Consider the following 23,047-nt stretch of genomic DNA (forward strand, 5'->3'; position numbering starts at 1 on the left):
TTGTGTCATGCAGGTCTGCTACGATTTCGCGATTCAGCCTATCGTCAAACATGAGCCTTTTCATTCGCAAGACCCGGCTGCTCGCGCATCTGCTGCGCGGCGCCTGCACCGTGGCAATGCGCTTTCCGCGTGCGAGCGCCGATCAGCGCCACGCCATGAACCGCGCCTGGTCCCTCAAGATGCTCGAGCTGTGCGGCCTGAAGCTCGTCGTGCACAACGACGCAGCGCGGCTCGACGCGGGCGCGCTCGTCGTGAGCAACCATATCTCGTGGATCGATATCTACGTGATCAACGCGTGGCGTCCCACGCCGTTCGTTTCGAAGGCCGAGATCCGCAACTGGCCCCTCATTGGCTGGTTCGCGCAGAACCTCGACACGGTGTTCGTCGAGCGCGAGAAGCGCAGTGACGCGAAGCGCATCATGCATGAGCTGGCGGCGCGGCTCGAACGCGGCGAGCTGATGTGCGTGTTTCCCGAAGGCACGACCTCGGATGGCCTCGCGCTCAAGCCGTTTCACTCGAATATGTTCCAGGCGGCGGTATCGGCTGGGCGGCCCGTGCAGCCGCTGTGCATTTTGTATGAAGATGCGCAGGGGCGGCAGTCGGTGGCGCCGGCGTATATCGACGACCTTTCGCTGAAGGACTCGCTCGACGCGATGCTTAAGTCCGGGCCGCTGACGGCTCACGTTTATGTTGGTGAGGCGATCGAAGCGGGGGATGACCGGCGCAAGCTGGCGGCGCGGGCGCAGGAAGCGGTGGGGCAGGCGTTGGAGACGATGCGGGGTGAGGCGGTGCTTCCGCATGGAGTGGCGCAGGCGACTTGACGCCAGATGGCGTGTGCCTGTGTGAATCCGGGTGCTTTAGCCGTTCGTCGCGCGACAACTCTCGCAGGGCACCTGCGTGAGGATGCGTGCGCCCGGATCGTCGACGAGGTGGATTGCCGAAAGCTCCTCGCCCCAGACGCAGCCCGAGTCGAGCCCGACCAGGTTCTTGCGCAGGGTGAGGCCAAGCGCTGCCCAATGACCGAACACCACGGTAATGTCTTCGGTCTTGCGCCCCGGCACGTCGAACCACGGCATGAAGCCCGGCGGCGCGGAGTCGAGCCCGCCGCTGGTCGAGAAGTCCATTACGCCGTCGCTATCGCAAAAACGCACACGCGTGAGCGCGCTGCAGGTCACGCGCAGCCGTTCGATGCCCTTGAGGTCCTTGGACCAGCGGTTCGGCTGGTTGCCATAGAGGCCGGCAAGTGTTTCCCGCCAGTTGTCGCGGCGCAACGCTTTTTCGAGTTCGTGCGCGAGTTCCATCGTGAGATCGACGTCCCATTGAGGCAACACGCCTGCATGCACCATCAGCATGCCGTTCTCGTAGTGCGCGATCGGGCGGTGGCGCACCCAGTGCAGCAGATCTTCCGCGTCGGGCGCACTCAGGATGTCGTCGATGGTGTCGTCTTTCTTGGCCTTGCGGATGCCTGCCGAAACCGACAGCAGATGCAGATCGTGATTGCCGAGCACTGCCACGCCGCGCTCGCCGAGATCGATCACCTCGCGCAGCGTCTCGAGCGACGCGGGACCGCGATTGATCAGGTCGCCAGCGAACCAGAGCGGCGTGTCCGGAGAAGGGGCGGCTTTGGCGAGCAGTTCGCGAAACGGGGTGAGGCAACCCTGTAGGTCGCCGAAAGCGAGAGGGGCGGGATGCGGCGCTTGCTCTTTCATTCGGTTGATTGCTTGCGGTGTACGGCGTGGCGCGAGGCAATGACGGTATCACAAGATGCGTGCCGTCGCGTGACGTTGCGGAAACCAGATAATGCATGGCGGATGAACGATTCGACCCCGGCATGGCACGAAAAATGCCAAACGAATTTGTCAAGCTGTTTCAAGATGTTAGGGGGGTGGCGTTCGTGCGCGGTATCCTTATAATTCTCTACCTATAAAATTAGAACCAGAATCTGCGGGGGTAGTTAAGGCTGAATCAGCTGGATCGGGCGCTTCTCCCGCACGAAGGCTATTTCTACAGTTAGCTTTCAGGCCATCTGGTGTAAAGATTGACGCCAGAATTGCTTCCGCACTCGCGCAATACAAGGAGTTCCATGATTCTGGTTACGGGCGGTGCCGGCTTTATCGGCGCCAACTTTGTGCTTGACTGGCTGAGTCAATCGGACGAAGCCGTACTGAACGTCGACAAGCTTACCTACGCGGGCAATCTCGGGACGCTGAAGTCCTTGCGGGACGATGCGAGGCACGCGTTCGCGCGCGTGGACATCTGCGACCGCGCAGCGCTCGACGCGCTCTTCACCCAGCACAAGCCGCGCGCGGTGCTGCACTTCGCGGCCGAAAGCCACGTCGATCGCTCGATTCACGGTCCGGCTGATTTTGTTCAGACCAATGTCGTCGGCACCTTCACGTTGCTCGAAGCAGCTCGCCAGTACTGGAGCGATCTGCCCGCCGCCGAAAAGGCCGCGTTTCGTTTCCTGCACGTCTCCACGGACGAAGTGTTCGGCTCGCTTTCGGCAACCGACCCGCAATTCTCCGAAGCCACCCCGTATGCGCCCAACAGCCCGTACTCGGCGACCAAGGCGGGTTCTGATCATCTCGTGCGCGCCTACCATCACACGTACGGCCTGCCCACGCTGACGACGAATTGTTCCAACAATTACGGCCCGTACCAGTTTCCCGAGAAGCTGATTCCGCTGATGATTGCCAACGCGCTCGCCGGCAAGCCGCTCCCGGTGTACGGCGACGGCCAGAACGTGCGCGACTGGCTCTACGTGAGCGACCATTGCAGCGCGATCCGCGAGGTGCTCGCCCGCGGCACGGTTGGCGAGACCTATAACATCGGCGGCTGGAACGAGAAGAAGAATCTCGAAGTCGTGCACACGTTGTGCGACTTGCTCGATGAACTGCGCCCGAAGGTGGCGGGTTCGTACCGCGATCAGATTGCCTACGTGACCGATCGTCCGGGCCATGATCGCCGTTACGCGATCGACGCGCGCAAGCTCGAGCGCGAACTCGGCTGGAAGCCTGCCGAGACGTTCGAAACCGGGCTTGCGAAGACAGTGCGCTGGTATCTCGACAATCAGGCATGGGTCGATGACGTCGTGTCGGGCGACTATCGCAAGTGGGTCGAGACGAATTATGCGAAGCGCGGGTGAGGAACAAGGCGATGGCACGTAAAGGCATCATTCTCGCGGGCGGCTCCGGAACGCGGCTGTATCCGATCACGCACGTCGTGTCGAAACAGCTGCTGCCGGTGTACGACAAACCGATGATCTACTACCCGCTGTCGACGATGATGATGGCGGGCATTCGCGACGTCTTGATCATCTCGACGCCGCAGGACACGCCGCGCTTCGAGGCGATGCTCGGTGACGGCAGCCAGTGGGGGATGAATATCCAGTACGCGGTGCAGCCGTCGCCCGACGGACTCGCGCAGGCGTTCATCATCGGCAAGGATTTCGTCGGCAACGATCCGTCGGCGCTGATCCTTGGCGACAACATTTTTTACGGACACGATCTCGCAAAGCAGCTCGAGCATGCTAATGCGCAAGAGAGCGGCGCGACGGTGTTCGCCTATCACGTGCACGATCCCGAGCGCTATGGCGTGGTCGAATTCGATCAGTCGTTCCGTGCGGTATCGATCGAAGAGAAGCCCGCGAAGCCGCGTTCGAACTATGCGGTCACGGGGCTGTATTTCTACGATAACCGCGTTTGCGATATCGCCTCGGACATCAAGCCTTCGGCGCGCGGCGAGCTCGAAATCACCGATGTGAATTCGCGCTATCTTGCTGACGGTGCGCTCAGTGTCGAGATCATGGGGCGCGGATATGCCTGGCTCGATACCGGTACGCACGATTCGCTGATCGAGGCGGCGACCTTCATTGCGACGCTGCAGAAGCGCCAGGGTCTCGTGGTTGCGTGTCCCGAGGAGATCGCGTATCGCAAGCAGTGGATCGATGCGGAGCAGGTGTTGAAGCTCGCCAAGCCGCTGGCGAAGAACAGCTACGGGCAGTACCTCCAGAACATTCTCACTCATCAGGTTGCATGGCTATCCAGGTAACGGCGACGGCACTGCCCGAAGTCAAGATCATTGAGCCCAAGGTGTTCGGTGACGCTCGCGGGTTCTTCTACGAGAGCTTCAACGCGCGCGAGTTCGCCGAGCACGTGGAGCAGGGCGTCGAATTCGTGCAGGACAACCACTCGCGTTCATCGCGAGGGGTGCTGCGCGGGCTGCACTATCAGATCGAGCATGCGCAGGGGAAGCTCGTGCGTGTGGTCGAAGGCGAAGTGTTCGACGTCGTGGTCGACGTCCGCAAAAGCTCGCCGCGTTTTGGCAAGTGGGTTGGCGTGCATCTGTCGGTCGACAATCATCGCCAGCTGTGGGTGCCGCCGGGTTTTGCGCATGGCTTTGTCGTGTTGTCGGAGTCCGCTCAGTTCCTGTACAAGACGACCGACTACTGGTACCCGGAGCACGAGCGCAGCATCATCTGGAACGATGCAGATATCGGCATCGCATGGCCGATCGAGGGCGAGCCGCTGCTGGCGGCGAAGGACGCGGCCGGCGTGCGTCTGGCCGAAGCCGAACTCTACGCTTGAGGCCGGTATGAGTCGGGAAATGACGATCCTCGTGATGGGCGTGAACGGCCAGGTTGGATTCGAGTTGCTACGTTCGCTGCAGGGGCTCGGCCGCGTGGTGCCGTGCGACAGGTCGACGCTCGATCTCGCCGATCTCGAGCGTGTGCGGGACTTCGTGCGAGACCTGAAGCCGTCGCTGATTGTGAATCCCGCTGCGTATACGGCGGTGGACAAGGCCGAGACCGATACCGAGGCTGCGCGACGCTTGAACGTCGACGTGCCGCGCGTATTCGCGGAAGAGGCTGCGCGTGCCGGTGGCGCGCTCATCCACTATTCGACCGACTATGTGTATGACGGTGCGAAATCGAGCGCGTACGTGGAAACCGACGCAACGAATCCTCAGAACGTGTATGGGGAAACGAAGCTCGAAGGCGAATGCGCGATTGCGGCGACGGGATGCGCGCACGTGATCCTGCGCACGAGTTGGGTGTACGGCCGGCGCGGTAAGAATTTCTTGCAGACGATGCTGAAGCTAGGCGGCGAGCGGAAAGAATTGCGAGTCGTAGCGGACCAGATCGGCGCGCCGACCTGGGCGAAGACGATTGCGGCTGCGACGTCGCACATCGTCGCACAAGGTGCAGCGGCAGATGACACCGACTGGTGGGTGCGTCGTTCCGGCGTCTACCATCTGACGTCGGCCGGAGCGACGTCGTGGCACGGCTTTGCAGAAGCGATACTCGCGGCTGCGATGGGCGCTGAAGCGCCGATGGTCTTGCCGATTCCTGCGAGCGACTATCCGACGCCTGCGAAGCGGCCGGCCAATTCGAGAATGTCGCTGGACAAGCTGACTGAGGTGTTCGGTTTGCGGATGCCGGATTGGCACGATGCGCTGCGGCTGTGTTTGGCTGAGTAGATCAGACAGCAGTTTGAGAAGGTTGCGCTCTCAACCTTGAAGTTTCATCAAGATGATTAACTGAATGACGGATCCTGTTTATTACCTCCATATCCCGAAAACGGGGGGAACTTCGCTTACCTCTTTTCTGGATGATCAGTTCGATCCGGAAGAGATCTGTCCGGGGCAATTGCTTCCGGACCTGTTCGCCCTCCCATTGGAATCGATGGAGCGGTACAGGTTGTTTCGCGGGCATCTCTGGCATGGACTGGACGCATACGTTGGGCGAAGCCTGACCTATATCACGATGCTGCGCGATCCGGTCCAGCGTACCGTTTCGTGGTATTTGCACGCGAAGCGCGACGCAAATGCATACCGGCACCAGCAAATGAAAAGTGAACGATGGTCGCTGCTGGATTTCGTTCGGGATGCGGAAACGAACTGGGATACCGTCAATACGCAGACTTTATTTCTGGCGGCCGATTTCGACTATCAAAAGTTGTCTCGCGATCCGGTCGGGTACGGACAAGCGGCCGTCAAGAAGTATGCGGCGCGTGGACACGACCGGGAATTGCTAGGCCTCGCCAAAAAACGGCTTGAATCGTTTGCGTTTTTCGGCATCACTGAGCGAATGCGCGACTCAATGAGTCTGCTTGCACACAAACTTGGATTTTTTCCGAACTTCTCGGTACCCAGATTGAATACCTCGTCGAATCGATCGGGAATTGACGAGTTGTCTGCGGAGGAAGTCGCGGCGATTCGCGAACTGACTGTGCTCGATCAGGAATTGTATGTTTGGGCTTGCCAGCTCTTCGAGGAGCGCATGGGCGAGATGATGAGTTCGCTGTTGATGGAGAGCTATCGACGGGCGGAAACATTGGTCAAGAAGTCCTGGCACGAGCCCATTGCCGAGCATGCTCGAACCCACTTTGGAGTGACCGTGCTCTCTGCACCTTCGTGCGTGGCTGCGGATGAGCAGTTCCTCGTGCAGGTCGGGTTGCGCAATCAGTCCCGATACCAGATTGCCAGTCGCGCGCCGAATCCGGTGCATGTTTCGTATCACTGGCTTGACGCTAAGCGTTCGCAGGCCGTGGTGTTCGACGGCGAGCGAACCAGGCTGCACACGTCTTTGATGCCGGACGAACAAAGGGAAATGCAGGCGCTCATCGTGGCGCCATCCATCGCCGGGCGGTACGTTCTGCGATTGACCCTCGTTCAGGAGGGTGTCGCTTGGCTCGACGACGGCGATTCGAGCACCTTCGGTGAGGTTGAAGTAACCGTCAGTTAAGGTTTTGCTTTCAGGTATGACAGCTCCCTGTCGATTTGGCTACATTGGGGGGCGATCATTACCTTGCGTTACGGGCGACGGTAGTTCGGCGGATATAATCCCTGCCCGGCCCGGTTTGGCTTGTTAAGCCGACACTACTTTGGCGGTTCATCAATACCAATATAAGTGGCGGAGGGTTTCCTTCGCCAGCGGATACTGAATCTGGAGTGAATGTGATGTTAATCCCCGTCATCCTGTCCGGTGGTGCTGGTACGCGACTTTGGCCGGTTTCCCGTGAAGGGCATCCAAAACCGTTCATGAAGCTCGCCGATGGCGAGAGCCTGCTCCTCAAGACATACTGTCGGGCGGCAGCGGTCGCCAGAATCGACGCGCCCTCGCAGCGCGGGGAGATCTTGACGGTCACGAACCGCGACTACTACTTCATGAGCAAGGACGAGTTTGCTTGCGCGAAGCTCGGCGAAACTCAGTCCGGCGCGTTCATGCTCGAGCCGATGGGCCGCAATACGGCGCCTGCCGTGGCCATGGCAGCGTGCTACGTGGCGGAAAAGTACGGGCGCGATGCGCTGATGCTGGTGCTCGCCGCCGATCACCTGGTTCAGGACCAGGCGGGTTTTGCCGCGGCCGTTGCGAGTGCGGTCGAATTGGCGAAGCGCGACAAGCTGGTGACGTTTGGTATCGTTCCGACGAGCCCGGACACCGGATTCGGCTATATCGAGGCGGGAGAGAAAATCGGCGACGGTCGCGCGGCGCTACGCTTCGTCGAAAAGCCGGACGCGGTGAAGGCTGCCGAATACGTTGCAACGGGCAACTACTTGTGGAATTCGGGCATGTTCTGTTTCAAGGCCGGGGTGATCCTCGACGAGATGAAACGCCATGCCCCCGATGTCGCGGCAGCCACCGAATCGTGCTGGGCATCGTTGCACACCGACAAGTCGGCAGGGCAAATGCTCGAGATTCCTGCCGAGACGTTCGAGAAGATGCCCGATATTTCGATCGACTACGCGGTGATGGAGCGCTCGTCGAACGTGGCCGTGGTGCCGTCCACCTTCGGTTGGAGCGACATCGGCTCGTGGGGTGCGATTCGCGATCTGGTCGCCCCGGACCAGGACAGCAACCGTGCTGTCGGCGACGCCATCTTTGTCGATAGCCACAACACCTACGTGCAAAGCCCGGACCGCCTGGTGGCGGCGGTGGGTGTGGCCGACCTGATGATCATCGATACGCCGGATGCCTTGCTGGTTGCGCATCCCGATCGCGCGCAGGATGTGAAGCAAGTGGTGGCCTGCCTAAAGAAGCAGAATCACGATGCCTACAAGCTGCATCGGACCGTTAGCCGTCCGTGGGGTACCTACACGGTCCTGGAAGAGGGGCCCCGCTTCAAGATCAAGCGTATCGAGGTCAAGCCGGGCGCCAGCCTCAGTCTACAAATGCATCATCACCGCAGCGAGCATTGGATCGTCGTTTGCGGGATGGCCAAGGTCGTCAACGGCGACAAGGAAATCTTCGTTGGCACCAACGAGTCCACGTACATCCCTGCCGGCCACAAGCATCGCCTCGAAAATCCGGGCGTGTTGGATCTCGTGATGATCGAGGTGCAGAGCGGCGAATATTTGGGAGAAGACGACATCGTCCGCTTCCAGGACGTTTACGGGCGGGCGTGATGTTAGGGATGTTCAAAGTTCTTTGGGCCTATCGCGGTTTCGTTCTGGGAAGCGTCAAGCGGGAATTCCAGTCCAAGTACCGCAATTCCTTGCTCGGCGCGGCTTGGACCGTGCTCAATCCGCTTGCGATGATCATCGTCTACACGGTGATCTTTTCGCGAGTCATGCATGCTCGCTTGCCTGGGGTGGATAGCACCTTTGCCTATAGCATCCACTTGTGTGCCGGTGTGTTGCCGTGGGGCATGTTTGTCGAAATTGTCAGCAATGGTCAGAACACATTCATCAACAATGCGAACTTGCTCAAAAAGCTGAGCTTCCCACGGTTGTGTCTGCCGACCATCGTGGTGATCAATGCGCTGGTCAATTTCGCGATTGTGTTTGGGTTGTTCACGGTGTTCCTGCTGATGTCGGGCAATTTCCCTGGCGTGCCCTATCTTGCCGTCGTTCCACTGTTGACTCTGATGACGTTGTTTGCCATCGGTTTGGGGATCACGCTTGGGGTGTTGAACGTGTTTTTTCGCGATGTGGGACAGTTCTTCGGGATCGTGCTGAATTTCTGGTTCTGGCTTACACCTGTCGTATATGCGGCCGACATTTTATCCAAGCCTGTACAGGCAGCGTTGCGCTTTAACCCGATGGCATCCGTGATCGAAGCCTTCCAGGTCGTGATGGTGCAACATATCTGGCCGGATTGGTCGACGCTTTTGTTTCCGTTTGTATTGAGCATCGGACTGTGTCTCGTCGGCTTCAGCTTGTTCCGCAAGCATGCGGGTGAAATGGTGGACGAACTCTGATGGGTACCATAACCGTTACTAATCTGGGCAAGGCGTACAAACAGTATCCGACGCGGTGGTCGCGTCTTATTGAGTGGTTGGATCCGCGCCGCAAGCCTCGTCACACGCTGCACTGGGTGCAGCGTGACGTGAATTTCTCGGTTCGCGCCGGCGAGGCGCTAGGGATCATCGGTATCAATGGTGCTGGCAAGAGTACGTTGCTGAAAATGATTGTCGGCACCACGCAACCGAGCGTTGGCAGTGTGACCATCACTGGTCGTGTTGCCGCGTTGCTGGAGTTGGGGATGGGCTTTCATCCGGACTTTACAGGGCGTCAGAACGTCATGATGGCCGGGCAACTGCTCGGTTACAGCGTCGAAGAGACTGTCGCGTTGATGCCGGAAATCGAGGCGTTCGCCGAAATCGGCGAATACATTGACCAGCCGGTGCGCGTGTATTCGAGCGGGATGCAGGTGCGTCTCGCGTTCAGTGTCGCGACGGCTCGCCGTCCTGACATCCTGATCGTCGACGAGGCGCTCTCGGTCGGCGACGCGTATTTTCAGCACAAGAGCTTCGATCGGATTCGGAAGTTTCGCGAGCAGGGCACGACGCTGTTGATCGTCGCTCACGACAAGGCTGCGATTCAGGCCATCTGCGACCGTGCGATCCTGCTGAATGCGGGGCGGCTGGAGATGGAGGGGCCACCTGAGGCGGTCATGGATTACTACAACGCGATGCTGGCTGAGCGTAAGAACCATGAGGTCAAGCAGGAGAAGCTGGATGACGGAACGGTGCAAACCATTTCGGGAACGGGTGAAGCCGTGATCGAGGAGGTCGCGCTGCTGGACGTTTCTGGGCAATCCATCGAGATCGCCGGAGTCGGACAACCGGTCGCGTTGCGAGTCAAGGTCAAATGCGTGCATGCGATACCCGAGCTGGTGGTCGGGTACATGATCAAGGATCGGCTGGGGCAGACGGTATTCGGAACGAACACCTATAACTTGAAGCAAGTGTTGTTTAACTTGGCCGCTGGCCAGTCGCTAGAGCTGAATTTTGAATTCATGGCCAATCTTGGCGTCGGGAGTTATTCGGTCGCTGTGGCGCTGCATACCGGGAGTGCCCATCTCGCCAATAACTATCAATGGCGCGATCGCGCGTTGATATTCGATGTTGCCAACGTGAAGATGGACGAGTTCATCGGAGTGGCTTGGCTGCAGACGACAGTGAGGAGCGTGTTGTAGTGGATAGTTTCTATCGAGCATTTGAAGATCGGTACCGAGGCTCGCGCGAGTTGATCAAAGGTCGGCTGGCGCAATACGCGCCGTTCTTCCAGCCGCTGGCGACGCTGTATCCTGGGGCGAAAACCTTCGACTTGGGTTGCGGCCGTGGCGAGTGGCTGGAGCTCATGAGCGAAGCCGGCTTTGACTCGACCGGCGCGGATCTGGATGCAGACATGCTGGAAGCCTGTCGTGAGCGCAATCTGCCCGCGATTCAGGCCGATGCGATCGAGCATCTTGCATCGCTCGAATCGAATAGTTGCGCGTTGATCTCGGCGTTCCATGTCGTCGAGCATATCAGCTTCGAGCAATTGCAGTCTGTCGTTTCGGAGGCGTCGCGGGTATTGCGGCCTGGTGGTTTGCTGATTTTCGAGACACCGAATCCGGAAAACATCGGCGTCTCGACCAACGACTTCTATCATGACCCCACGCATCAAAAGCCGATTCCGTCCCTGCTGTTGTCTTTCGTAGTCGAGCATGGTGGATTCGACACGGTAAAGACGGTCCGGTTGCAGGAGTCGCCAGCGTTGCGAAGTCCTGATCATGCGGTGCGCCTGCTGGACGTGATTCGCGGCGTGAGTCCCGACTATGCCGTCATCGCGCAAAAGGCTGCCGATCCGGAAATCAAGGAGAGATTTGCGCAGGCCTTTGCGACTGATTACGGTTTGTCGCTGGGGCAGTTGGCCGACCGTTATGAAGCGCGAACTGATTCTGTGCGGCTCCTGATGGAAAAAATCGAAGCACGTATCCAGCGGATGGATGAGCGGTTGCAACTGGTCGAAGTGGAGGAGCGGCAGGTCGCCGAGGGGCGGCTTCAGATCGTGGAGGAACGGCATCGGCATGCCGAAGTGGAGCAACGGCAGGTCGCCGAGGGGCGGCTTCAGCTCGTGGAGGAACGGCATCGGCATGCCGAAGTGGAGCAACGGCAGGAAGCCGAGGCGCGGCTTCAGCTCGCGGAGGAACGGCATCGGCATGCCGAGGAACTGCGCCAGCGCGCAGAGAGCCAGCTTCGCGACGCGGAGGCTCGGGCTCAGCATGCCGAAGCGCAGGCACAGCAGGCGAATGCGCTGTTGCATGCCGTGCAGCACAGCACGTCCTGGCGTGTGTCGGCACCGGTGCGTATTGTCGGCGCTCCGCTTCGAAGATTAACCTCTGCAATCAGCGAACGCAGATTGCTATCAGGGACCAAGAGGCGCATCAAGACCGTACTGAGCGCCGGGGCGAATACGTTGACGAAGCGGCCGGCATTGAAGCGTGTTGCACTCAGGCTCGTGAAGCTGAGTCCAACGTTGGATCGTCGATTGCGCACTATCGTGACATCGTCGGCGGCCAACGCCGTCAGTTCCTCTCAGTCTCAACGAGAATTGTCGCAATCGGCGCGTGAAGTGCTCGAGGAGCTCCGGGCCACCGTTCGTGCTTCTGAATCTCGGTGATGATGCTCATAACCGATCGGATATAAGTGCTCGAATACCTAAGATTCAAGTGGCGATATTTGTTCCCGATGGCGATGTTCCGGCATTGCCCTCAGAGGCAAATAGAACCTCAGCGCTTGAGCGGTGTGCCAGCGACAATGCTACGTGTTGCTTTGGAAACTACATCCTCTATGCGTTCCCGGGCCGTGACGGAGTCGCGGGTGTCGATTGCTCAAGTAAAGTAGGATAAGTATGCGAATCGTTATTGACATGCAGGGAGCGCAAACGGAGAGTCGCTTCCGGGGCATCGGGCGCTATACCCTTTCTTTGGCGCTTGCCATTGCCCGCAATGCGGGACACCATGAAATCTACTTGGCTCTCAGCGGACTTTTCCCTGAATCCATTGAGCCGATACGCCAAGCATTTCGAGGGCTGGTGCCACAAGAGCGGATCCGCGTATGGCAGTCGCTGGGGCCGATGCGTTGGACTGAGGCGGGAAATGCGTCGCGTCGCGCCATCGCCGAACGGGTGCGAGAGGCTTTTCTGGAGACGCTCGATCCCGATATCGTGCTTGTCACCAGTCTGTTCGAGGGGTTGGGAGACGATGCAGTCGTCAGCATCGGCGCATTGGGCGAACCGCTGCCGACCGCGGTCATACTTTACGACCTAATTCCGCTGATCAACCCGGACGAGCATTTCCGCAAGAATCCTATTTATCGTGGCTATTACGCTGATCGCATTGAAAACCTGAAGCGGGCGCGTCATCTTCTTGCCATCTCGGAAAGTGCCCGGCAGGAAGCGTTGGGAGCATTACCCTTTTCGCCCGAGACGGTGACCAATGTGTCGGGTGCTTGCGATGAAATGTTTACCCGGATCGTGCCCGATGCAGATCGGTTGGCGGCTCTGAAGAAGCGTCTGGGGGTGACCAAGCCTTTCATCATGTACACAGGGGGAGCCGATGCTCGCAAGAATCTCCCGCGTTTGATCGAAGCATTTGCGCAACTGCCTGATGCCTCGCGTCAACGCCACCAGTTGCTGTTTGTTGGCCGAATGCCGCTTCCGGAATTGAGCGTGCTTCGCACGCATGCACAACGCGCCGGCCTCCACGCTGACGACCTGTTGTTCAGCGATTTCATCGATGATGAAGATTTGCTGGCTTTGTTCAGTACCTGCAGTCTTTTTGTCTTCCCTTCTCTGCACGAAGGTTTCGGCATGCCGCCGCTGGAAGCGATGGCATGTGGCGCTGTGGTGATCGCGGCCGACAGTACAAGCCTTCCGGAAGTCATGGGCAGCGCCGAGGCACTGTTCGATCCGCTGTCGGTTTCATCCATGAGCGCCAAGATGCATCAGGCGCTGACTGACGAGGGCCTGCGTGCCCGACTACTGGAGAACGCCAGGATTCAGGCGAAGGCCTTCTCGTGGGATCGCAGTGCCAAACTCGCATTGCAGGCCATGGCTACCTTCGAGCGAACCGGTGAGCCCCGGACTGCGCAAGCCGTGACCTTCGAGCGCACGACACTGTTCGAGCCGCGAATCAAAAGGATCCTGCTGCTCAAACTGGATCACATGGGTGATCTGTTGCTGGCGGTGCCGGCTATTTCTCGGCTGCGTGCGCGATACCCGAAGGCCAGTATCGATATTGTAGTGGGTAGTTGGAATCAGGCGTTGGCCCAAACTCTGCCATTCTTTGACCGGGTGTTGACGCTGGACTACTTCAAGCGCAAATCGTCGTTGCAGGCAGAACTGCATGATGGTTCGTTAGCTGAATTTCTGAGGCATTTGGGTTCCTACGACCTGGCTATCGATTTGAGGCGCCAGCCCAATACACGATTCGTTCTGGCGCAAGTTGATGCTGGACTCAAGGTTGGCTATGGCAGCCTCAATCCAACCATCGATGCCACGCTCGACATCTTGCTGCCCACGTATCCGGATGTACCGTTTGCGGAAACACCGTTGAATCGCATCTCGATTAGTGAGCAGATGTTGGCCCTTATCGATGCGCTTCCGGCTCACCCCTCTGACTATGTGGTGTTGCCACCACTCGTAACTCCTTTGCAAGAGCATGCTCGCGCAGTCGCTCTGTTTCCTTACGCCGGCGGGGATGTCAAGGAATGGCCCGTTGCGCGATTCCGCGAATTAGCCCGCCGACTGGCTGCGGACGCCGCGGTGGAATTCGTCAGTGTTTTCTTTGCCAGCGTCGCCGAGGCTCAGCGTTTCAGCTTCAATGGCCTTGAGAAAGTGGTGGTTCATGCCGGACTCAGCATCCCCGAACTCATGCAGCGTCTCGCTGGCCACCAGCTATGTGTCGCCAACAATTCTGGTGGTGCGCACATGGCGGCCTATCTGGGCGTGACGGCGCTGGGCGTCTATGGCGGCCTGGAAACAGCGCGCGAATGGGCGCCGGTGTTCGGCGACAGCTATGTCCTGCACCGCGATGCAGCCTGCTCACCCTGCCACATCGCTGCGCGAGGCGACTGTCCACACAAGTTCTTTTGCCTCGATGACATCTCCGTGGAGGACGTGTATGTTCGTTGCCGCGAACTGCTTGTTCGGAATGGTGCCGCGCTTCCGGCGGCAGAGTCACGTCCGAGTATCCAGTCAACGCGCAAAAAGCTGTTTCAGGCACTCGCACCCTTGGTACGTCAATGCAACGAAGACGAATTGAGTCAAGTGGCGCAGGCTATAGCGCTCAGTTTGCCTAAGCGAACGCGTCGTGCACTGTTTGTCGATGTGTCGGTGCTTGTTCAACATGACGCCCGGACAGGGATCCAACGCGTCGTGCGGAGCATTCTGAGCGAGTTGCTAAGAAACTCACCGAAGGATTTCGAGGTGTGGCCGGTCTTTGCAACGCATGATCGAACGGGCTACTTTTATGCAAGACGTTTGCGTTCGCAATTCATGGGTCAGAATGATGCCGGTACCGTGGAGGAGGATCCCATTGATTTCCAGACAGGTGATGTCTTTTTGGGGCTAGATCTATACCCATCTGTCGTACCGGTTCAAGAAGCGTTCTTTGATGAAATGCATCGCCATGGTGTTCGTATCCTGTTTGTGGTGTACGACCTCTTATGCGTGCAAATGCCTAACTACTTCTCGCCCGGGAGCATGGAGCTGTTCGAGCAATGGCTGAATACGATCTCCCGTTATGATGGGGTTGTTTGCGGATCCCGGACGGTGGCGCACGAATTCACGCAATGGCTGCAGGAGCACCATCCTCAGCGCGAAGAGGCATTTGAAGTCGGTTGGTTCCACTACGGGGCGGATGTACAGAACTCGCGACCGAGCTCGGGCATGCCCAGCGACGGGCCTCGTATACTCAAGGCACTACGCGCAGCGCCCAGCTTTTTGATGGTGGGGACGGTTGAGCCGCGTAAAGGACATGCCCAGGCGCTGGCGGCTTTTGAGCAGCTTTGGCAAGAGGGTGCTGCAATTAATCTGGTTGTCGTCGGCAAATCCGGGTGGCTGATGGAAAAGCTGGTCGAGCGTCTGCAAGCTCATCCCGAGCTTGGAAGACGGCTATTCTGGCTGGAGAGCATTAGCGATGAATACTTGGAGCAAGTCTATGCGGCTTGTTGTTGTTTGCTTGCGGCCTCGGAGGGCGAGGGCTTCGGGTTGCCGCTGATTGAGGCTAGTCGCAAGCATCTGCCCATACTGGCTCGCGATTTGCCGGTGTTCCGTGAGGTGGCGCTGAGCCACGCTCACTATTTCAGCGCCCGCAGTGGTGAAGAATTGGCGGAAGCCGTGACACACTGGCTCGCGCTGTATCGACAAGGCACGCATCCGAAATCCGAAGGAATGCACACACTGACCTGGCAGGACGCTGCCCGGCAGTTGCTGGACAACGTATTGCCGACGCGTCGGGTCACCAAAGCCGTTACCGGCACGGAAATATCCGTCGAGACTCAATGACATCGCCGTCAACCATCTGATAAAAATTTTGCAAGAGAGTTATGGACTTAAGATGAGTTCTCAAAGTATGAAAGTTTCTATTATTACCGGCATCACTGGCCAAGACGGTGCCTATCTCGCCCAGCTCTTGCTTGAGAAGGGCTATAAGGTCTATGGCACATATCGCCGCACCAGCTCGGTGAACTTCTGGCGAATCGAAGAGTTGGGTATTGCGAAGCACCCCAACCTCCATCTGGTCGAATACGACTTGACGGATCTGTCGTCGAGCATCCGCCTGCTGCAATCTACCGGCGCGACCGAGGTCTACAACCTCGCCGCGCAAAGCTTCGTCGGTGTGTCCTTTGACCAACCGGCAACCACGGCGGAGATCACCGGCATCGGCCCGTTGAATCTGCTCGAGGCCATCCGCATCGTCAACCCTAAGATCCGCTTTTACCAAGCGAGCACGTCCGAAATGTTCGGCAAGGTGCAGGCTATTCCGCAGATCGAGTCGACGCCGTTCTATCCGCGCAGCCCCTACGGCGTCGCGAAGCTCTACGCACATTGGATCACGGTGAACTATCGCGAGAGCTACAACATCTTCGGTTGCAGCGGCATCCTCTTCAACCACGAATCGCCCCTCCGTGGCCGCGAGTTTGTGACGCGCAAGATCACCGACTCCGTCGCCAAGATTAAGCTCGGCCAACTCGACGTACTCGAACTGGGCAATATCGACGCGAAGCGTGATTGGGGTTTCGCGAAGGAATACGTTGAAGGCATGTGGCGCATGTTGCAAGCTGACGAACCGGATACCTACGTGCTGGGCACGAATCGTACGGAGACCGTACGCGATTTCGTGCGCATGGCGTTCAAGGCAACCGGAGTCGACCTCGAATTCAAGGGGCGTGACGAGAACGAGACCGCGATCGACGCCGCGACCGGCAAGACGCTCGTCAAGATCAACCCGAAGTTTTATCGTCCGGCCGAAGTGGATCTGCTGATCGGCAATCCGGAGAAGGCAAAGAAGCAACTGGGCTGGGAGCCGAAGACGACGCTCGAGCAACTGTGCGCGATGATGGTCGAAGCCGACCTGCGCCGCAACGAGCGCGGCTTCTCGTTCTGATGCACCTCGGGCGCCGGTGACGGGGCTCGCCGGCTGCATGAGCCGTGCTTTTGCACGGTTGTTTGCTGCAGTGGGTGATCCCGTCGTCGGGTCGCTTAAAAGAATAATGCGGAAAGACACACCGCGCTGGATGTACAACAAGGGGCATGGGTGAAGGTTGGTTTTGGTACGACGGCATTGGCCCGTAGCATTGCGCATGGCGGGGTGGACGGCATTGGCTCGTACACCCGGGAGCTGGGGCGAGCCCTGCTTGCCGGCGGCGGGGTCGATCTCGTCCCCGTCGGCTTTCGTGCGTTCGTCGGCAATGACGTGTTGCCGGGCGCCCGGCCGCCCGTCAATCTCGGCCGCCACGCGGTCATGGCGACGCTGGGCGCCGTGAGCCCGTGGAAGTGCGTGGCCGAGGAGGAGCTTGTGACGCAGCACGTGGACGTGTTCCATGCGACCGATCACCTGATTCCAAAGCTCTCTGCGATACCCGTCATCGCGACCTTGATGGATGCGATTGTATTGTCGAATCCCGAGTGGACAACCGTGAAGCTGGCTGCGTTACGTCGTTGGCTCTTGCGGCGCTCGGGCACATGGGCGGATCATGTGATCACGATTTCGGAGTATTCGAAGCGCTCGATTGTGGAACATTTCGGTATCTCGGCTGAACGCATTTCCGTCGTTCCCTTGGGTGTGCACCCGCGGTTTTTTGGACAGATCGACCAGACGGCCCGTGACGAGGTGCTGAAGCGGTTAGGCCTGCCGGAGCGGTTCTTTCTGTGTCTGGGGACCTTGCAGCCGCGGAAGAATCTCGATCGTGTCATGGATGCGCACTCCAGTCTGCCGCCCGGGTTGCGCCGAGAGTTTCCATTGGTCGTCGTAGGAATGGCTGGGTGGGGGTGTGAAAGCCTTGTCGCCCGGCTGCGCGCAAGCGAAACCGAAGGCAGAGCCCGCTGGTTGCAGTATTTGCCGGATTTCGACGTGCGTGTCCTGATGCAATCGGCCAGTGCGCTGGTGTTCACGTCGCTTGGCGAGGGTTTCGGACTGCCGGTTGTGGAGGCGTTCGCGTCGCGTCTTCTGGTCATCGCGTCCAATACAACCTCCGTTCCCGAAGTGGCGGCAGATGCCGCCATTCTGGTTGATCCCTGCAGCTCAGGTGAAATTGCCGATGCCATGCGCCTCGTGATCGAGGGTCCTCGCGAAGCGGACGTGATCCGCGAGGCTGGGTTGGCGAGAGCGCGAGCGTTCACCTGGCAGGCGTGCGCCGAGAAGACCCTGGCAGTTTATCAATCTGTCCTGGATGGTTCATGTCGCTCCTGACTCAATCTGCCTCGGGACAATGCAGCGTGACGTTGGGGGTAGATGTCACCTGGATGGTTGGCAACTACCGTGGCATGGGACGATTCGCGCGTCAGCTCATCGAGCCGGTGAGTGCGTCGGTGCTGGGTCTCGCGCCAAGCGGCGTGACCACCACGGATTGGCCATGCGTTAGTGATGGCCGCGGTTTCTTTCCATGGTGGGAGCAGGTCGAGCTGCCCCGCCTGTGCGAAGCGCAGAAGCTGGATTACCTGTTGTGTCCGTACAACACTGGACCATTGCGATCTACGGGCCGGACCCGCCTGATCTCGGTCATATATGACCTAATCTATCTGCAACCCTGGCGGGTGCTGCCTCCGTCGAGATCCCTGTATCAAACGTTCGGGCGGGTGTACAGGCGGCAGGTGGTGCCCCGGCTGGCTCGCCGCGCCGACGTCGTGCTGACTGTATCCCGCTTTACCCAGCGGGAACTGGTCGAGCAGTTCGGACTGTCGGAAGAGGATGTGCACCTCATTCCGTGTTCGATTCCGGATGACTGGTTCGCTCGTCCACTCAGTGAGGCAGCTCGCCAACCCTATCTGTTTACCGTGGCGGGCGAAGTGCCCAGCAAGAACGTCGATCGCCTCCTGCAAGCGTTCGCGTTGGCGAGGCCGACGCTGGATGACGACATCAGGTTGCGCATTGCCGGGATCAAGTCGGCGCATCACGAATATTTCCTGCGGCGGGCATCTGCACTGGGACTCGCAGGTCATGTCGAGCTGCTCGGGTATGTATCCGACCAGGAGCTGAAGCTGCACTACCGTCAGGCACGGGCATTCATCTTTGCTTCGTTGTTCGAAGGGTTCGGCATACCGCTGTTGGAGGCGATGGCATCGGGTACGCCTGTCGCGTGCAGTAACACGACTTCGATGCCCGAGATCGTTGGTGGGTCCGGTCTGCATTTCGACCCATTTTCGGTTGGCGAGATGGCCGAGCAGATCCGCGGCATATGCAGCGGTGGCGAAACATTCGAGGCGAGAGTCCGCAACGGAGTGGACCGCGCGCGTCTGTTTTCGGAGTCGATCGTCGCCCCGTCGATTCAGGAGTTCTGGGAACGTTTGTCGTGACCACAGAAAAGAAAAAGCTGCTGGTGCTGACGCCCAGACTTCCCTACCCGGTGATCGGCGGGGACAAACTGAGGATCTATCACCTCTGCAAGGCGTTGTCGCGCCAATATTCGCTGACGCTGCTGAGCTTGTGCGAGTCGCGCGAAGAGGTGGACTGCGAACTGCCTGACGACGGCGTATTCGACCGGGTCGAGCGAGTTTTCCTCTCGAAGGCGCGTTCGTACGTCAACACTCTGCTTGCGCTTCCCACGCGGACGCCATTGCAGGTCGCTTACTACCGGAGTCGGGCATTTGCTGCGGCAGTTGCACGGTTGATGCCTTCGCATGACGGCGCACTCGTCCATCTGGTGCGCTGCGCTGAGTATGTGCGCAAGTCGGACAAGCCGCGGGTTCTCGAAATGACCGACGCGATCTCGCTCAACTACAGTCGGGTCAAGCAGCTCAAGAATGCACGGGGGCTCAAGTCGCGCGTGCTCAGTCTTGAGGCTAAACGCTTGCACGATTACGAGCGCACGATCGTCAACGACTTCGATTTGTCCGTGCTGGTTTCGCAGACGGATAAGGACTATCTGTTTCCTGGCTCGCATGCCAGGAATGTGCTCGTGTGCTCGAACGGAGTCGATCTGTCCGGGTTGCCGTACTCGGTGCGTAGCATGGCAAGCCGCGTGCTGATTTTCATCGGCGACATGCGGACCGTTCAGAACGAGGATATGTGCCACTTCTTCGCGCAAGAGGTGTTGCCGTTGCTGCGCAAGCGCGCGGATTACCGGTTCAGGATCGTGGGTTCGATTTCCCCCGCGCTTGCGGAGCGGTTCAGGGCATACGACGGTGTTGAGGTGACAGGGCGGGTTGCGTCGGTGGCAGATGCGGCTACGGATGGCGCAATTGGTGTGTGCCCGATGCGAATCGGAGCGGGCGTGCAGAACAAGATTCTGGAGTATATGGCGTTGGGGTTGCCTGTCGTGGCGACTTCGTCTGGACATGAGGGGCTACACGCCGAGGCCGGTCGAGATCTGATGATCGCGAACACACCGCAGGAATTTGTCGATCGGATCGAGTGGCTCATGGACAACGAAGCCGGAGCGGTTGAAATGGCTGCGCACGCCAGGAAGTTCGTTGAGCAGGAGCACGGCTGGTGGAGAATGGTTGCCCCGCTTCTTGCGCGGCTAGGAACCCTGCTTGCGTGAGATTTGGTATGCCGGGCGAGCGGAATACCATTCGGGGTGTCCACATATTGCCTTGGTGTCCACCCCGACCGTCGTATACTTCATTTGGACCCTCCGGTTTGCCTGTGAAGACCTCTATGATCGTCCATCTGGGCACTTTGATGTCGTCGGCCCGTATGGGGCCGCCTCCTCTCAGCGTTCGCTACCGGATAGGTGGGGGCACTCATTCCATTTGTCGCCGCCCAAACGGGTCATGGTGACGCTTCGATCCACAGCTTTTGCAGGCCAATTGCGAGCTTCCGACCATCTGGGCTTATCCCGAGCTCGCTCGGGGACACCGGTTGTGGCGGGCGAATCTCGATGCGTTGTGCCCCGTTTACGCTATCAAACTCTAAAGAGAACTCTTGCATATCGGTGGTTGGAACAAAGCTCTGAATTTGCTGACCGATGACCACGATAACCGGGTGCCCTGAATTCGGACCGAAAGCCTTAGCACGCAGGTGAAGGATAAAGCGCTTCGGGAGTGGCTCCGTGAACTGTAGAATGACCTCGGGGGAAATATTGGCGTCCGACCAACGCCCCCAACTCTCCGGGTGCGACAAGCCATCGAGGTTACTTACAAAGGTTGGCAAGCCGAAGCGCGCAAAGTCAATTCCTTCAACAAGATTTCCGTGATACCTGACGCCAAACGCGTCCACGATAAATCCTGCGCGCTCCATGATTTGCTCAGGTGACAGGTTGGGAGGAAGCCTTTCGATGTTTTTGCCGTTCGCTCTTAAGTCGAAAAAAACTAGGTAGCCGTCTTCACTGATTATCGCGGGCGAGTGCACCAGAATGCGAGCAAGGTCCGACTCGATCGCAGCACCTCTATCTGCGTAGCCACGCCGGTCCAAATAAAGTCCGCTAAAGCCGATCTTCCGGGCAATCTCGATTTGCTGGCTCAGAGGCTCACGTGCCAAAGCACGGAAAAAAAGATCACCGGATCGGCCCTTCATCACCCCGTAGCTCCACGCGAGCGAGGACGAGTGCAGATACCCTCTGGCGAGATCATATGTTTGTAGTCCATTAACCGGCGGAGTTTCGGGAAAGCCGACGTAAGGGAGTTGATAGATCGCGCTTCCCCGGGGGAGAGCGCGTTCGATCTTGGCGATGAACTGGGCGTCACTGCGATATTCGGCCTGACTTGCAGCAAGGCCCGCGATCGACGGCGGCGCAGTCTGATCCCATGCAGCAAGGCCCGCGGTCGACGGCGGCGCAGTTTGATCCCATACCGCAAAAGCGCAAAGGATGATGCTAACGACTGCAGCCGACGGAGTGAAGCTATTGCGATACTTGCCGCACATGAGCCATTGCTCCACTAAAAGTAATATTGCAGTAATCGAGGTGAATGCTATAAAAACACTAACTCGATTCCATGCGCGGATTAATGGGCTGATTAGCAGGCTAAAGATCGATGAAAACCCACCTACGGTGCAAAATAGTGTTAGCGACAACGTGAGTACGGCAAGTGCATGGAGCCGATCCTCAGCGCCTTCCTTGCTTTCTCTATGCACTATTAGAGCGATAAGTAGTGCGACGAAACCTGCGCTTCCAATGATTCCGAGGGATGCAGTGCTGTTTTCGTTTACAAACGGAAAGTTTGTTGAATATGCATGATTCAAATTGGAAAAAGCAGGAAGACGATGTCCAGAGCGAGGCAGCAAGAGTTGCGCGATCTTTAAACCGTATATTTCTGTTTCCCGCAGACTTCGATCTGCTACCTCCAGATTTACACCGTGTTCGGCGCGATAGATGATGTTGGGAGTCAAATTCGCAACTATGCCGACAGTTACAATTGCCACCGAAATCACGCAGGCCCCGATGGACCTGATCGAATGCGTACGGGTGTAGCGCACTATTCCAGCAGTCAAAAATGTAAGGGTGCCAAAGAAAGAATAGTAGACGCCGAAGCAGGAGAGGGCCGCTAAGATGGCAACGTCAAGGATTCGGCTCGATAGCGGGCGCCTCTTGTCGATATAGGTGAGCTCGCCAATATAAATCCGGTACGCATACCAAATGAAAATCGGTGCAACAAAATACCACGTGTAAAAAAGATGGCCGGCACGCAGAAAGTGAAATGGCAAGATTGAGAAGATGAATCCACCGGCGAAGCTAAAGGATCGAGATAAGGACAATCTTCGTAGAACAAAATATGTGGCGACGGCATTTATCGGGAATCCTGCAAGATAGTAAATATTGAGCGCCATTCCGGCGCTCCCCGAAAAAATACCAAGAATCTTCAATATAAGAATGCTTCCAGAGTCTGGTATTGGATAGTCGTAAAGATCCGCGCCAAATGGTGCGCCCATCAGGTCGGTATGAAAAATCCACGGATTTTCCATGGCGCGTTTGATCCAAGTAAGGATCAGCAATCCATCACCCCTGTAGGTAAGCGGGACATGGATGGAAAAATGCCTCCCCCCAATGGCTAACCATCCAGTGGCTAGTGCTGCCACAGCCAATACGGTCGGAACACCCCACGCCACCATTTTATTTTTTATTGGTGAATTCACAGTCAACGTGTTTTGTACGGTGAGATTGGTCACAGAGCTAAG

The 23,047-nt window shown here is 58.3% G+C and carries 17 protein-coding genes; 15 read left to right on the forward strand and 2 right to left on the reverse strand.

The window, feature by feature from the left end:
- The first annotated feature begins 50 nt into the window (after positions 1-50).
- A complete protein-coding gene (locus AB4Y35_RS11045) occupies positions 51-821 on the forward strand; it encodes a lysophospholipid acyltransferase family protein (protein WP_368704407.1) in 771 nt (256 codons plus the stop codon).
- A gap of 36 nt (positions 822-857) precedes the next feature.
- Here AB4Y35_RS11045 and AB4Y35_RS11050 read toward each other — a convergent pair whose 3' ends face one another.
- Positions 858-1,709 (reverse strand): symmetrical bis(5'-nucleosyl)-tetraphosphatase, encoded by an 852-nt coding sequence (locus tag AB4Y35_RS11050; protein WP_368704408.1) that lies wholly within the window; start codon positions 1,707-1,709, stop codon positions 858-860.
- Between the two features lie 374 nt (positions 1,710-2,083).
- Here AB4Y35_RS11050 and rfbB point away from each other — a divergent pair, with 374 nt between their 5' ends.
- The 14 genes from rfbB (at position 2,084) to AB4Y35_RS11120 (ending at position 20,474) form a co-directional block, all read left to right on the forward strand.
- Positions 2,084-3,145 (forward strand): dTDP-glucose 4,6-dehydratase, encoded by a 1,062-nt coding sequence (gene rfbB / locus AB4Y35_RS11055; protein WP_368704409.1) that lies wholly within the window; start codon positions 2,084-2,086, stop codon positions 3,143-3,145.
- Between the two features lie 11 nt (positions 3,146-3,156).
- Positions 3,157-4,050: a glucose-1-phosphate thymidylyltransferase RfbA gene (gene rfbA / locus AB4Y35_RS11060; RefSeq protein ID WP_368704410.1), complete on the forward strand. Its 894-nt coding sequence runs from the start codon at positions 3,157-3,159 to the stop codon at positions 4,048-4,050.
- Positions 4,035-4,586 (forward strand): dTDP-4-dehydrorhamnose 3,5-epimerase, encoded by a 552-nt coding sequence (gene rfbC, locus AB4Y35_RS11065; RefSeq protein WP_368704411.1) that lies wholly within the window; start codon positions 4,035-4,037, stop codon positions 4,584-4,586. Before rfbA ends, rfbC begins: the two co-directional genes overlap by 16 nt.
- 7 nt (positions 4,587-4,593) lie before the next feature.
- Complete coding sequence (rfbD, locus tag AB4Y35_RS11070; RefSeq protein ID WP_368704412.1) at positions 4,594-5,478, forward strand: dTDP-4-dehydrorhamnose reductase; 885 nt, start codon at positions 4,594-4,596, stop codon at positions 5,476-5,478.
- 64 nt (positions 5,479-5,542) lie between these two features.
- The gene (locus AB4Y35_RS11075) at positions 5,543-6,745 is read left to right on the forward strand and encodes a sulfotransferase family 2 domain-containing protein (protein ID WP_368704413.1); all 1,203 of its coding nucleotides are present in this window, start codon (positions 5,543-5,545) and stop codon (positions 6,743-6,745) included.
- 215 nt (positions 6,746-6,960) lie between these two features.
- Positions 6,961-8,406: a mannose-1-phosphate guanylyltransferase/mannose-6-phosphate isomerase gene (locus tag AB4Y35_RS11080; RefSeq protein ID WP_368704414.1), complete on the forward strand. Its 1,446-nt coding sequence runs from the start codon at positions 6,961-6,963 to the stop codon at positions 8,404-8,406.
- Positions 8,406-9,200 carry an ABC transporter permease gene (locus tag AB4Y35_RS11085; RefSeq protein WP_368704415.1) on the forward strand — a complete coding sequence of 265 codons (795 nt, stop codon included), beginning with the start codon at positions 8,406-8,408 and terminating at the stop codon, positions 9,198-9,200. Before AB4Y35_RS11080 ends, AB4Y35_RS11085 begins: the two co-directional genes overlap by 1 nt.
- Complete coding sequence (locus AB4Y35_RS11090; RefSeq protein ID WP_368704416.1) at positions 9,200-10,420, forward strand: ABC transporter ATP-binding protein; 1,221 nt, start codon at positions 9,200-9,202, stop codon at positions 10,418-10,420. Before AB4Y35_RS11085 ends, AB4Y35_RS11090 begins: the two co-directional genes overlap by 1 nt.
- Entirely contained in the window at positions 10,420-11,889 is a 1,470-nt protein-coding gene (locus tag AB4Y35_RS11095; protein WP_368704417.1) for a methyltransferase domain-containing protein, read from the forward strand. Before AB4Y35_RS11090 ends, AB4Y35_RS11095 begins: the two co-directional genes overlap by 1 nt.
- A 231-nt stretch (positions 11,890-12,120) precedes the next feature.
- Complete coding sequence (locus tag AB4Y35_RS11100) at positions 12,121-15,777, forward strand: glycosyltransferase (protein WP_368704418.1); 3,657 nt, start codon at positions 12,121-12,123, stop codon at positions 15,775-15,777.
- A gap of 67 nt (positions 15,778-15,844) precedes the next feature.
- Positions 15,845-16,879: a GDP-mannose 4,6-dehydratase gene (gene gmd / locus AB4Y35_RS11105; protein WP_368704419.1), complete on the forward strand. Its 1,035-nt coding sequence runs from the start codon at positions 15,845-15,847 to the stop codon at positions 16,877-16,879.
- Between the two features lie 150 nt (positions 16,880-17,029).
- Complete coding sequence (locus AB4Y35_RS11110) at positions 17,030-18,184, forward strand: glycosyltransferase family 4 protein (protein ID WP_368704420.1); 1,155 nt, start codon at positions 17,030-17,032, stop codon at positions 18,182-18,184.
- Positions 18,172-19,287 (forward strand): glycosyltransferase family 4 protein, encoded by a 1,116-nt coding sequence (locus AB4Y35_RS11115; RefSeq protein ID WP_368704421.1) that lies wholly within the window; start codon positions 18,172-18,174, stop codon positions 19,285-19,287. Before AB4Y35_RS11110 ends, AB4Y35_RS11115 begins: the two co-directional genes overlap by 13 nt.
- Positions 19,284-20,474, forward strand: a complete 1,191-nt coding sequence (locus tag AB4Y35_RS11120) for a glycosyltransferase (RefSeq protein ID WP_368704422.1) — start codon at positions 19,284-19,286, stop codon at positions 20,472-20,474. Before AB4Y35_RS11115 ends, AB4Y35_RS11120 begins: the two co-directional genes overlap by 4 nt.
- A gap of 230 nt (positions 20,475-20,704) precedes the next feature.
- Here the strand turns inward: AB4Y35_RS11120 and AB4Y35_RS11125 are convergent, their stop codons facing one another.
- The gene (locus AB4Y35_RS11125) at positions 20,705-23,038 is read right to left on the reverse strand and encodes a sugar translocase (RefSeq protein WP_368704423.1); all 2,334 of its coding nucleotides are present in this window, start codon (positions 23,036-23,038) and stop codon (positions 20,705-20,707) included.
- Positions 23,039-23,047: the final 9 nt, after the last annotated feature.

This window comes from Paraburkholderia sp. EG286A, assembly GCF_040965375.1.
Lineage (GTDB): Bacteria > Pseudomonadota > Gammaproteobacteria > Burkholderiales > Burkholderiaceae > Paraburkholderia.